The sequence below is a fragment of the Bacteroides celer genome (assembly GCF_002632415.2).
In the GTDB taxonomy this organism is placed as follows: domain Bacteria; phylum Bacteroidota; class Bacteroidia; order Bacteroidales; family Bacteroidaceae; genus Bacteroides.
The window spans coordinates 4,609,239-4,621,577 of the sequence record NZ_CP178209.1; the positions used below are offsets into that span (position 1 = coordinate 4,609,239).

General features: G+C 36.6%; 14 protein-coding genes. 6 read left to right on the plus strand and 8 right to left on the minus strand.

Features of this window, described 5'->3' with window-relative positions; translation table 11 throughout:
* Nucleotides 1-102: 102 nt before the first annotated feature.
* The 3 genes from CJF29_RS18850 to CJF29_RS18860 are packed head-to-tail and all read right to left on the minus strand — an operon-like array spanning nucleotide 103 to nucleotide 2,304.
* The gene (locus tag CJF29_RS18850) at nucleotides 103-936 is read right to left on the minus strand and encodes a DUF4369 domain-containing protein (protein WP_032846646.1); all 834 of its coding nucleotides are present in this window, start codon (nucleotides 934-936) and stop codon (nucleotides 103-105) included.
* A 26-nt stretch (nucleotides 937-962) separates the two neighbouring features.
* Nucleotides 963-1,778, minus strand: a complete 816-nt coding sequence (locus CJF29_RS18855) for a DUF4369 domain-containing protein (RefSeq protein ID WP_004304494.1) — start codon at nucleotides 1,776-1,778, stop codon at nucleotides 963-965.
* 16 nt (nucleotides 1,779-1,794) lie between these two features.
* Nucleotides 1,795-2,304, minus strand: a complete 510-nt coding sequence (locus CJF29_RS18860; RefSeq protein ID WP_099147545.1) for a DUF4251 domain-containing protein — start codon at nucleotides 2,302-2,304, stop codon at nucleotides 1,795-1,797.
* A 399-nt stretch (nucleotides 2,305-2,703) separates the two neighbouring features.
* Here CJF29_RS18860 and tnpC point away from each other — a divergent pair, with 399 nt between their 5' ends.
* Complete coding sequence (gene tnpC / locus CJF29_RS18865) at nucleotides 2,704-4,116, plus strand: IS66 family transposase (RefSeq protein ID WP_370788090.1); 1,413 nt, start codon at nucleotides 2,704-2,706, stop codon at nucleotides 4,114-4,116.
* A 101-nt stretch (nucleotides 4,117-4,217) separates the two neighbouring features.
* Here the strand turns inward: tnpC and CJF29_RS18870 are convergent, their stop codons facing one another.
* The 5 genes from CJF29_RS18870 to CJF29_RS18890 all read right to left on the minus strand — a co-directional run bounded on the left by CJF29_RS18870 (nucleotide 4,218) and on the right by CJF29_RS18890 (nucleotide 8,717).
* Nucleotides 4,218-4,394: a DUF4250 domain-containing protein gene (locus CJF29_RS18870; RefSeq protein ID WP_074560268.1), complete on the minus strand. Its 177-nt coding sequence runs from the start codon at nucleotides 4,392-4,394 to the stop codon at nucleotides 4,218-4,220.
* Nucleotides 4,395-4,455: 61 nt separating this feature from the next.
* Nucleotides 4,456-6,000: a carboxypeptidase-like regulatory domain-containing protein gene (locus tag CJF29_RS18875; RefSeq protein ID WP_099147553.1), complete on the minus strand. Its 1,545-nt coding sequence runs from the start codon at nucleotides 5,998-6,000 to the stop codon at nucleotides 4,456-4,458.
* A gap of 13 nt (nucleotides 6,001-6,013) precedes the next feature.
* Nucleotides 6,014-6,859 carry a FecR family protein gene (locus CJF29_RS18880; RefSeq protein ID WP_099147554.1) on the minus strand — a complete coding sequence of 282 codons (846 nt, stop codon included), beginning with the start codon at nucleotides 6,857-6,859 and terminating at the stop codon, nucleotides 6,014-6,016.
* Entirely contained in the window at nucleotides 6,856-7,413 is a 558-nt protein-coding gene (locus CJF29_RS18885) for an RNA polymerase sigma-70 factor (protein WP_099147555.1), read from the minus strand. The genes CJF29_RS18880 and CJF29_RS18885 overlap by 4 nt, the downstream gene beginning before the upstream one ends.
* A gap of 50 nt (nucleotides 7,414-7,463) precedes the next feature.
* A complete protein-coding gene (locus tag CJF29_RS18890; protein WP_099147556.1) occupies nucleotides 7,464-8,717 on the minus strand; it encodes a carboxypeptidase-like regulatory domain-containing protein in 1,254 nt (417 codons plus the stop codon).
* 259 nt (nucleotides 8,718-8,976) lie between these two features.
* Between CJF29_RS18890 and CJF29_RS18895 the strand changes: the two genes are divergently transcribed.
* The 5 genes from CJF29_RS18895 (at nucleotide 8,977) to CJF29_RS18915 (ending at nucleotide 12,337) form a co-directional block, all read left to right on the plus strand.
* The gene (locus CJF29_RS18895) at nucleotides 8,977-9,180 is read left to right on the plus strand and encodes a DUF6132 family protein (protein ID WP_099147557.1); all 204 of its coding nucleotides are present in this window, start codon (nucleotides 8,977-8,979) and stop codon (nucleotides 9,178-9,180) included.
* Nucleotides 9,177-9,419, plus strand: a complete 243-nt coding sequence (locus tag CJF29_RS18900; protein ID WP_074560242.1) for a hypothetical protein — start codon at nucleotides 9,177-9,179, stop codon at nucleotides 9,417-9,419. Before CJF29_RS18895 ends, CJF29_RS18900 begins: the two co-directional genes overlap by 4 nt.
* Before the next feature lie 30 nt (nucleotides 9,420-9,449).
* Nucleotides 9,450-9,812 (plus strand): thioredoxin, encoded by a 363-nt coding sequence (gene trxA / locus CJF29_RS18905; protein ID WP_099147558.1) that lies wholly within the window; start codon nucleotides 9,450-9,452, stop codon nucleotides 9,810-9,812.
* Between the two features lie 101 nt (nucleotides 9,813-9,913).
* Nucleotides 9,914-11,242, plus strand: a complete 1,329-nt coding sequence (locus tag CJF29_RS18910; protein WP_413544507.1) for a TolC family protein — start codon at nucleotides 9,914-9,916, stop codon at nucleotides 11,240-11,242.
* A gap of 12 nt (nucleotides 11,243-11,254) precedes the next feature.
* A complete protein-coding gene (locus tag CJF29_RS18915) occupies nucleotides 11,255-12,337 on the plus strand; it encodes an efflux RND transporter periplasmic adaptor subunit (RefSeq protein WP_099147559.1) in 1,083 nt (360 codons plus the stop codon).
* Nucleotides 12,338-12,339 lie beyond the last annotated feature (2 nt).

Sequence of the window (12,339 nt, forward strand, 5' to 3'; positions counted from 1 at the left end):
CAGAACTGTAAAATATAAAAGAGGTTGTGCCAACGTTTTGACACAACCTCTTTTTGATTGCAAGAAACGCAAATCAGCAGAATAACAATAAGACCAAAGATTTTACTCATTTTTCATTGTCGCTGATGGTGAATTACTTGGAATAGTCTCGATGAAACGAGGTGGATCACCGATCAAACTATCTAATATTATTCTGGTCTTCTTTTTAAATTCTCGTTCTTTTATAATATAATCCCACCATGACAAAAAAACATCTCGATCCGCTTGGGGCATTGAATCAATAATGCGTAGATATTGAGAGAGTTCAGACTCCCTAATCGGATATTTTGTCCTTAAATCACGAGCCAACATGACTCGGATGACATTCGGATATTTTGCATATTTTTCAAGAAAAGTAAACCGACCTTCTGAACGCTGTTCAGTTACTGATGTATCTAATAAGTTACTATTCTCTGTTTTAGTACTATCTTCCGCCACTTTTCTCCGATCTCTATTCCAATATACAGCACTCCATTGAGCTTCTCGCTCAAGAATGTAAGTATTGTAATCTTCATTGATGGAAGTGCCCGATACATTAGCGTCAGTATCCCAATCGACCATACGAATATAGATATTCCCAGGTTCCACAAAAAGATTAATATCAGTCTCTTTATGGAACGATGAACCATCATAGGATATTTGTGCAAAATAAGGCTTTCGTGTGACAGTTCCTTCGTAAAAAAATTCCTTGCCAATCACCTTTATTTTTATGCTGTTGTCGTATGCTTGTTTTTGTCCTTCCCTTTCTTCAAGAAGATACGATTTATCTATTAATAACACATATTTACCATCTAGAGTATTATCAGGGAATTCACCCCGAATCGTAAATTTCTCTTGCCCCAAAAGTAATTGAGCAGAAAATACGATTATAATGAGAAAAAACAGTTTCTCTTTCATATTAATTACACTTTAATTCTATAAAATCATTTTACAGTTATATCAAGCATATTATTTACCCGTCTTTCAATAAAACGAGGAGCATTACGATTAAGACTATCGGTCAACGCTCTTCTCTTTGCCCAATACTCCTCTCTCTTCATTGTATACTCTCGCCACGCTATCAAAATATCCCGATCCGCTTTGGGCATTAAGTCAAGAATACGTAAATATTTAGCATCCACCAATCTTTTATTTAAGTCCTTAACTTCCAAATAACGAGATAACATTACTCGGATAACATCCGGATATTTGGCATATTTCTCAAAGAAAGCCAATTCACCTTTTTCAAAATCCTCAAATGCTGAACCAAAAGAATAAGCTCCTTCAGCTTCCGAAGTCTGCCCCTTTAAACGGATAGTTCTAAAAATTCTATTTACCAGATTTCTCCGTTCAATGACACAAGTATTATAGTCTTTATTAATAGGAGTACCCGATACATTTCCTTCCTCATACCAATTGGTTATATGGATCTGGATATTCCCAGGTTCTATTACAAAAGAAGTCGCACTTGTCTGACCACTGAATGTTGGTCTATCGTAATATATTTGCACCAAAAAAGGTTTTCGTGTAGTTACCCCTTTATAATAGAATTTTTTATCAGTTACCAATATCTTTACTTCATCGTCAGATGCTTTCCATTTACGTTTGTACTCATCAGGAAGAAAAGACTTATCTGTCAGTATTATATATTTTCCGTCTAGCGAATTATCTGGAAATTCACCTTGAATCGTGTATTTCTCTTGTCCGTAAAATAGTTGGGCTATAGATACAAACATTAATATGAATAGATATTTTCTCATGATAATAATTTAAGTGTTACAGAGACTCCGTTTCTTCTCTTCGCATATTTAATTCTCCTAAAAAATTGATACTTTTCCCCTGCTGCAAGGTGATATAAATGCTCGCACTTCCATTGGAATATACCTTAATATAAAAGTTGCAATTACCTATTGTTGTATTTGCTGAAAACTTGATGTGAGCATTTTTCTTTTTATCTATATCCATAGTATATTTTTTCAAAGGAGCCTGAAAGTAAAGTTCAGCTCCTCTCCTGTATGGTATATCAGCTTGACCGAGATAAAGAAGATCAGAAAAAATAGAATCATTTTTAATTTCTATTGAATAATCAGACTCATTCAATAATATAGGAGCTTTACATGGAAGAATGCAAGTACCTACATTTATCTTGTAGACTTTTGATGTAACAATCTTTCCGACAACTTCCGTCTTTTGTTTCTTTTGTTCTTTTTTGCTTTGGGCAGAAAGAATCGGAATTTCTACCAGCATTGTCAAAAATAGAACAAGAATTTGCCTTTTTACTTTCATATTAGATTATAACTTAAATATGGATGTATAAAAAGCCTAATGAAATACGGTTATAGGACACGTACCATTACTACTCTCACAATTGCCTATTCCGATTTGCAAATAATCATCATTCGATTGACAACTAAGCATAGATATAGCTATTAAAAAGGTTAACACAACCATATTCAAGAAAGCTTTGCTTTTTTTCATAAAACTATTTTTAAGGTAGTAACATATAGGGCACTTATTCTCCCGCTGATTGTCAATTTCATAATCAAAAACACGTCGTAACTACTCAGGTATCTTTTCCTGAAAATTGAAAAAGTAATCCAAACTCTCTTACCTGTTGAAATGTATCTGATAACTTTATGCCAATCCCCTTTCTCTATTATCCCCTACATATTACTTTTGCATTCAATGATTGAGCAGGTAACAGACATATCTAAGTTCTTATCGGAGATGAACGAGAAATTCTCTTCGATGGAGCAAACTATATCTGAGCAAGGTGCTGATATTAGCCGTCTTTATCGTATTATTGATCAGAAGGATAAAGAGATTCATGTATTAAAGAAACGTTTATCCAAATATGAAGGACCTGATAAGGATAGTCATAATAGTAGTATTCCTCCTTCCCAAGAATCGCTTCCTGCCAAAGTCCTCCGTCGGACACAGTCTTTGCGCAAGAAGTCAGACCGTAAGAACGGTGGTCAATTTGGTCATCCCGGCTCTACTTTAGAAACGAGCACTTCTCCTGATTTTATCGAAGAACATAAATCTGACTATTGTGAATGTTGCGGCAGTTCTTTGACTGGGGCTGAGTCTATTTGTAGCGGAGTCTCCCAAGTGGTTGATATACCTTTACCCCGTCCCCAAGTAAAAGAACATCGCTCTTTTGATGTGACTTGTTCTTGCGGCCACATTAATAAATGCCCGCTCCCCAAAGAATGTAGTAAACGGATTTCATACGGCAAGACTATTCAGTCTCTGGTGTCTTTTCTTAGCCATGTTCAATGTGTTTCATTTGAACGTATCTGTGAAATACTCAAAGAAATTTTCTCTTTGTCTATTAGTCAAGGTACAGTGCGGAACATGCTTACTAAAATAGGGACTAAATCAAAAACTGTTTGTGACCAAATTCGCAGGCGCATAGCCGAATCCACAGTTGTTGGCGCTGATGAAACGGGACTATATGTCAATAGTGCACTTAATTGGGCATGGATATTCCAAACGGATCAGTTAACCTATGTATACCAAGACAAGTCCAGAGGAATGAAGGCTATAAACAACCGTTTTCCTGATGGATTGCCCAATGCTGTATTAGTCACAGATAGACATGGTAGCTATTTCAATATGGAAGTAAAGAATCATCAGGTATGCATTGCACATCTGTTAAGGAACATTCAATACCTTACTGAACTTGACCCTAAGCAGAACTGGTCTAAAAAAGTGAGTACACTTCTTAGAGAGGCGATACACATCCGTAAGACTACAAGCTTTGAAGTAATACCAATAACCACTATAAAAGACAGATTGGACCGATTGCTAAATGAAAGCGTAGCACATCTGCATGAGGATTTCCAGAAGTTCAAAAATGGTCTCTTCAAATGTAAGGATTATCTTTTTACCTTCCTGCAAAACCCAGATGTTCCTTATGATAATAATGCCAGCGAAAGAGGTATTCGAAAAATAAAGGTAAAGCAAAAAGTCAGCGGATGTTTTCGTACAGAAAAAGGGGCTAACACTTTTATGAACGTCCACTCCGTTGCTGAAACCGCTAAGAAAAACGGAAATTCTAAATACAAGGCTATTCTTGCTGTTCTTGAACAGTGAGAAGTATCAATATGACTTTATACCTGAGTAGTTACCACCTTTATGCCTCATTAAGGTCATAAAGGTGCTTTGTTAGCTCTAAGATCAAATTCAAGATTCAATCACCAGAATTTATTATGCTCCGCACTATATTCAAAACCAACAGTTTTCAACTGATTCACTATATCTTCCTTGCTTACACTCATCTCTTCACAAAGCTCATCGAGCGAAGAATAACAATCGCGTAACTTCATATTGATAACACTAAATAGCATCATCGGATCTTTAGGTAACTCCATCATATACATTATTTTAAATCAAATGCAAAATTAGAATAATCTAATCGCACTGCCAAATAAATCAAGAACCAATCTGTTCAATCTTTAAAGAGATTTTTTCAATTAACTTACTTAGTCCTTCTTCCAATGGAATCACATTTAAATCTTTCCAGAAATCTTCATCATATTTAAAATTCATATCCGAAAAGATAGACCGAGTTTGTAATCGTTCTGATCGAGGAAAGGGAACAACTTGTTCAGTATCTACCCTACAGGTTATCATCTCAAACCAAATATTCATCTGCGAGCTAGTTGAAAAAAAATGTTTGCGTCTCACTTTAAAGAAAAGATCTCCCCTAATATGATGAATGTAATATGTATCTTGCCAACGTTTATATGAGATAACATAAGTCACTTTCTCTGGAATCATGCGAATGCCCTTCGAATGACGTTCAACAAACATATCACCATTTCTCTTTAATCGTATAGGATCGACTTCAAAACGAGCTTCTAACACAGCGCTGGTTTCTGCATCAATATATAACTCACCGCGATAAAGCGAGCTACTACTACCAATTTCCTTCCGGGGCTCAAAGTGAATCTCATTGACGCGACGATCATCAATAAATGTAATTCCCTGAAAAGTATAAAGGTATCCATTATCAACTTCATCAGGCAGCAAGAATGAAGGCATGTCTTTCATGATATCCAATAAAAAACAAGCATCAATCCCTGATTTAACTTTTACAAGCAGACTATCTTTGACTTCAACATTACTAATACGACTCTTTTTTAATAATTTCACTTGATCGGGAATGAACGCATGCGCAGCCGATTTATAAACCTTAAAGACTGCTTCAGAAAGATTCTGAAGTTTGTCTTTGAGCAGAACACCCTCCCGATAAAAAGTGGTCAGATAAACAGGTGAATGAGAATAATTCTGATCTCTTTTACGTTCCACTTCTCTTAAAACCTTAGAAGGGTCCATCCATTGTATCAAAACCTCCTGCAAAGAAATGATCTTGGGTTCCAGACTTATCATATTATGTCGACCAGATAGGTAAGATGCTTCTAGACTTTGCGATACATATCCAATATGAGAAAAAACAATTGAATCTGTTTGAATCGAATCGGGTAGAGTCAGCCTGAATTCTCCCTCTTGGTTAGTAATAACACCCAATGATCTGCCACGAACAGACACCGAAGCAGAACTAACAGGCATTTCCGTCTCTTTATCTAACAAGATCCCTGTCAGTGTGATTGTTAGAGGTGGCACGAGCAAAGGTCCTTCTGGTTTATGATCAACAGCGATAGATGTTATTAAGATATGATTACCTATCACTTTAAGATCAATTTCATCTTCACCTACAATTTCGCAGATCGCTTGACGAACAGTTCGTTCACCTTTCCTTAATCTCACCACCAAATCATTCTGAACAACTTTACTATCATAAATAAACAGATAGCCTGTTTGCTGAGAGATATTACTCAATAAAGAATAAACCGTTCCTTTCATTTTAGGCAGATCGACCTTGCGATCTAGCACATCTCCCCCATCTGCCCCTAACACATCTTGCACGATAAAGAGGAGAAACAAAAAAATGATATAGCGATAGAACGATTTCATTCTTCTTATGGTATCAATCTGTCAGTAACAATAAATTTCCTTGTCGTATAGATTTCAAATTTAGCGCATAAGCAATGAGAGTAGCCACAGACTGCATAGGTTCATCAGAAAACTCAACGGTAAGCTTCCGATTCGCAAGCGCTGGAGACGCTATCCCTAGTTTCAAACTATCCGAACTCATATTCATCACTCTCACCACATCACTTAAGGCCTCATCTTTAAAACAAACATGACTCAAATAACGGTTCAAACTTTCTGTAGTTTTTTGAGTAGTAAACCTGATTTTTTGTTGATTTAGCTCTACAGTTTCACCCGCTCGTACCTCACAAACTTGATTACCCTGCTTCAACGTCACACGCACAATTCCCCGATGCACAGATAAACGGAAAGGGGAATTCTCTAGACTCCTCACACTAAATGAAGTCCCCAGCACTTCAATTTTCACTTGCTTGGTATCAATCAAAAAGGGTTGATTAGCATTCTTTGCGACATCAAAAAAAGCGTCTCCTTCTAAACGAACCTCCCGTTTAGAGGCTATAAAGTGTTCAGGATAGTGAATCGAAGTTTCTTTGGTTAGAAAGACCACAGAACCATCCTCCAACGTTTTAACCAAAGTTGGCGTTTCTTGATTCTCTTGGGTTATCAAATGAGGTAATTGCCTGCCATCAGTTTTTCCACGAAAGAGCCAAACTGATCCAAAGACAAACACAACCAATGCTGCAACAGCACCGTACTTCAGCCAGAGCAAAGACTCTTGCTTCGGTTGAACCTTAGGTATTAGTTGATCATTATCTAATCGGCTATATAGTCGTTTCCAAGCTTTCTCGGTTTTAATTTTATTTCTATCAGTTTCCATCATCTCATTTGAATATAATTTTCTATCCCCTTTTTTAAAGTCCGTAATGCTTTAGTCATTTCCGCTTCTACCGTTTTAACGGAGAGCGAGAGTAACTCAGCAATTTCTGCATATTTCAATCCTTGGCTGCGATGCATTTTAAAAATCTGCTTTCTTCGTTCAGGCAATTGATCTAGCGTTTGATTTATCAGATGCTGCAATTCTTCGTACTCCATTTGCTGCTGTGCATCAGTCGTTTCGCTCACTTGAGCATTGGCACCAGAAAGTACAGCCTCCCTATGCCTATCCTTAATCTCTTCATGTTCACAGAATTGAAGAGATTGATTGCGAGTCGCTCTATACAGATAACTTCTCAATGATTGAAAAATATGCAATTGTTCCCGATCTCTCCAAAGTACGTAAAACAACTCTTCAACTATTTCTTCAGCCACCTCCATACGCCCAGTAATACTTGCAGCATACCAACAAAGTGGAGAATAATAATAGTAAAATAGCTCTTCAAACGCTTTGATATCACCTGCTCTTATTTTTGCCGGTATAAGCAGTTCATTCAACATACATTTGTCAGTTTATAATTACTCCCAAATATAAGGAAACAATTCAATATTTAGTTCGATTGCTTCTTCAATTTATCTACAGCATGTTCCAAAGACTCTGTAGGAGCTATAATATTATAATTCCCCCAAAAATCTTGATTCCAGTAATTTCCGACCTTGTCATAGAATATCTGATTGGAAGTAAAAATCTTATTCCTAGGAATATTGTCTGATGGATTTTCGTTACGGTCTGTCACCACCATTTCAGAAGTGACCACATAACTTGTTGAAAAGAGTTTCCGCTTCCAATCACATTTGAAACGAATATCATTGCGGATATAGTTCAGATAAACCTTTCCACCAACAGTTTTATATGTGACCAAGAAAGAAAGTTCTTGAGGTTTAAATCTTAACCCAATCGGTTTTTGGTGAAGAATAGCTGCGATCGCTTTCGATTTATTTTCCATATCCAAATTCATTTCTATACGAGTAAATGCTAGATGATCTCGAGAAATATATATTTTCCCATAAAACAATGCATAAGGTAAAAGAAGCCTAGGACGGAAATTGATCACATATTGCATCTGGTTATCAATTAGGACTGATTCATCCATTGCAAACTCATAATTATTCAGTTCTTCATCAAGTAGGGTCTCCTTATTTTTTACTACATCTATTAATATAGAGATATTTGGTCCTCCCATCACCTTCACAGCAAGAGTATCGCTCGCTTTCTGACTGAGTAACCTACGACCTTTAAGCACTTGCAACTTATCCGAATAGGTTGTCCGATCGGTATAAGCGGTTTTTGAAACATCAAGAACTGCCTCAGCAACACTAATGTATCGACGTCCCTTTTGCACTGTTTCCCGATAGAACCCGGTAAGTCTATTTCTGTTTACACTATAATTCTCTGGAATCTTCTCTAACGCTTTTTCTATTATTATGCGCGGATTATTAGCGTATACCACCACTTCATTCAAACGGTTAGTATACGGAACCATCCATATGGTCAATTTAGCCAGTGTATCCTTTTCCACCGATACATGATTATTCATATAACCCACATGCGTGATATTCAAACCCCGGTTTACTTCTTTCTTATTCACCCGCAATGTGAATTTACCTTCAGCATTGGTCACCGTTCCCACATTAGTACCCTGAACTGATACATTTACATTCTCTAATGACTTCTTATTATGACTATCTTTCACCATTCCCACGATGGTTAAATAATCACCCGCATCCTGAGCGCACATTACACTATTTACTAACCATAGCATAGTGAATAGCCACCCGACTAAAAGTATTACAGACTTTTTCATCTTACTTAAGTTTTATTGGTTCATAAATCATACCGTTTCTATTTATAAGATCATTCAAAACAGAAATACCCTATGAATATAACAATAAAAATGAAAATAATTATTCATTGATATACAACATATTACATATTAATCAAAGCTATATCTAAAATATTTTCCAGTGGAATTTTATTTTTTCAAAAACAATTTGCGCTTTTCATTTGTTTTCTAATGGAAAATAGTTCTATCCAAATAAGAATTGAATAAACTGAATAATGAAATGAAAGAGATTCTATTAAAAAAACATGGGCTTACCTTATTGGGCATAGTGCTTGGTGTATTAGGAGGTTATCTATATTGGAAATTTGTGGGTTGTTCAAGTGGAACTTGCCCAATTACTTCCTCACCTATTTATAGCTCAATTTGGGGAGGCATGATAGGCGGATTATTATTAAACATATTTCAAAAAGACTCAAAAAAATGAATAGTAAATTAAAAAATTGGGATCTCCCTCGTGTCCTTCGCCTATTTGCAGCAGTTGGCTTTGGAGCATATGCAATCCTTTCAAGAGATTATTTCTTTTTCTTGTTTACGGGTTTATTCCTGATACAAGCAATCTTTAATATCTCCTGCTGCGGAGCATCAGGCTGTTCAACCAACAACAATCAAAAACAAGTTTACAAGGATGTTATAGAGTCCTATAAACCCGGGAAAAACAAATAATTAAACCATTAATATTAAACTCATAAGCATATGAAAACAATTCATTTAACTAAAGACGAATTTCTAAAAAGAGTAGCGAATTTTGAAACCAATCCTACTGAATGGAAATATCTAGGTGATAAGCCTGCTATTGTAGACTTTTATGCAAACTGGTGTGGACCCTGTAAAATGATTGCTCCTATTTTGGAAGAACTAGCTGAAGAATATAGTGATGAAATCTACATTTATAAGATAGATACTGAAGAAGAACAAGATTTATCTGCTGCTTTTGGTATCCGTTCCATTCCTTCTCTCTTGTTTGTTCCGATGAGCGGAGCACCCCAAATGGCTACTGGAGCAATGCCTAAGGCAGAATTTAAACGGGCTATCGAGGAAGTATTACTCAAGAAATAGACTTGTTTTTACCCTATTATTTTCCATAAAAACATTTTCTTGAAAATAAATAAAAACGAGTGAAATCTTTGAAAATAAACATAAAAACAAAGTCTACTAAAATGAATCTTAAACATAAAATGCTGATTACGATTGTTGGTGTTCTGACTGCCTCGTTCTCCCTCAAAGCGCAAACAAGTACCTATTTGCCTATGACTAAAGCAGTAGAAATGGCTATTCAGAACAACAAGAACATACGGATGGCAGATCTTGAACGCAAAATTGCCAATGCTAATTTTCATCAGACAGATGCCATATTTTTGCCTCAATTATCAGTAGGCTATCAAGCCGTTACAACTAACAATCCGCTGAACGCTTTTGGATTTTTACTCCAACAAAGCAGTGTTACTGCTCAGGATTTTGATCCGGCTAGATTAAACAATCCGGGAGCCAGTCAAAATTATGGTGCAAGTGTCGACATCCGAATGCCAATATTCAACTTCGACCAAATATATGCTCGTAAGGGTGCCAAACTTCAAGAGGAGGTTTATAAGTATAAGGCTCAGTACACTAAAGACTATATTGTTTTTGAAATACAAAAAGCTTATACCCAACTTCAGTTTGCCTATCAAGCGCGCAATGTATTAGAGTCCACCTTATCAGACGTAAAGCAAATCTATCAGTCTGTACAGAATTTCTATCAACAAGGATTGGTTCAAAAGTCGGACGTTCTAAATGCCCTGGTTCAAGTCAACACCGTTGAGAGTGCATTAAATAAAGCCAAAAGTAATATATCCAATGCTTCTGACGGATTAAAGTTATTAATGAGCATTGAGCAAAACCAAAATGGCAAACCCTTTCTAACAGATTCTCTAACTCAGAAAGAACAGTCCACTGATCTTTATCCTGTATTTTCTCCCTTACGGGCAGACGTACTTGCTTTAAGAAAAGCGTGGGAGGCATCTAATGCCATGGTTAAATCTTCAATAATGAATTTCCTTCCAAAGATAAATGCTTTTGGGAGCTATCAATTTAATGATGCCAAAATCTTCCGTTTCAAAGAAGATTCTTATATAGCAGGAATCAGTCTAAGTTGGACCATTTTCTCGGGTAATCAAAATCGAAGTAAATTCCGTTCGGCTAATTTCCAACGTACTAGGATGAAACTAGAACTCGACCAGTATATGGATAAAAGCCGTTTAGAAATGAACAAAACCGCTCGTGATCTTCAAGACTTGAATTTTGAGATTCGTAAACAACAGACTAGCGTTGACCAAGCTGCTGAAGCACTACGTATAATTAATAACCGCTACCAAGCAGGCTTAATCAGCACCACCGATCTACTATCTGCGCAAGCCCAACTTTCTCAGCAGAAATTACTGCTTGCACAAACTGTGATGTCATACAACATCACAATATATTATCAAGAGTTACTCACTTCAATCAAATAAGATAAAATCGCTATGACAACAAACATTAAAACTCTGTTACTAGGCATTACCATAGCCGCTACTTTCTCTGCTTGTTCATCGGGAGAAAGCAAAAATACGACAGTCAGCTCTGTTCGCGTGGAAACCTATTTACCAACTGTTGTACAAGATAATGGCATATTCATTAGTGGGATGGCTTCTGCCAAACAAACCGCTATGATTAGTACACGCATGATGGGATTTGTAGACAAAATATATGTAAAACAGGGTGATCCTGTAAAAAAAGGCCAATTGTTAATGGTGATCAATAGTGACGACCTAAAAGCAAAGAAAGCACAAGCAGAAGCTATGGTTACTGAAGCAGAAGCAGCTTTCAAAAATGCACGAAGAGATTATGAACGCTATAAAACACTCCATTCTCAAAATAGTGTATCTGATAAAGAGCTGGAAAATATGGAACTTAACCAAACGTCAATTAAAGCAAAGCTCCAAATGGCCAGACAAACATTGAATGAGGTCAACGCAATGCTAACTTACACTAATATTCGAGCACCATTTTCAGGCACAGTCACCCAACGAATGATTGATGAAGGAAGTACAGCAAACCCGGGTATGCCTTTGCTAAACATTGATCAATTAGGAGAACTTGACATCAAAGCATCAGTGCCAGAAAACTATGTTTCGGAAATAAAAGTAGGAGATTCTGTTAAAGTTGAAATCAAATCGCTTGGCAAACAAATGAACGGAAAAGTGAGTGAACTGAGTTCATCTTCGGCTCTAAACGGCGGACAGTATGGAATAAGGATTGCCATAGACCCAAAAGAAAAAGAAAATCTTCGTTCAGGCATGTATGCAAGTATTTTCATTCCGGGCAAAACAAATGGCAAAGGAGTGAAAAGCATTTGGGTGAACACTTCTTCGATCGTAAAACGTGATCAACTGACGGGCGTCTATGTTGCCACACCCGATAATGATGCTATGCTGCGATGGGTAAGACTAGGTAAAGAAGTAGGCACACAAGTTGAAGTGCTTTCAGGCCTGAATGCAGAAGATAGAGTCATTCGCCAAACCGACAGTAAGTTGCACAATGGAATGAAAATAACCCTACTAAACTAATT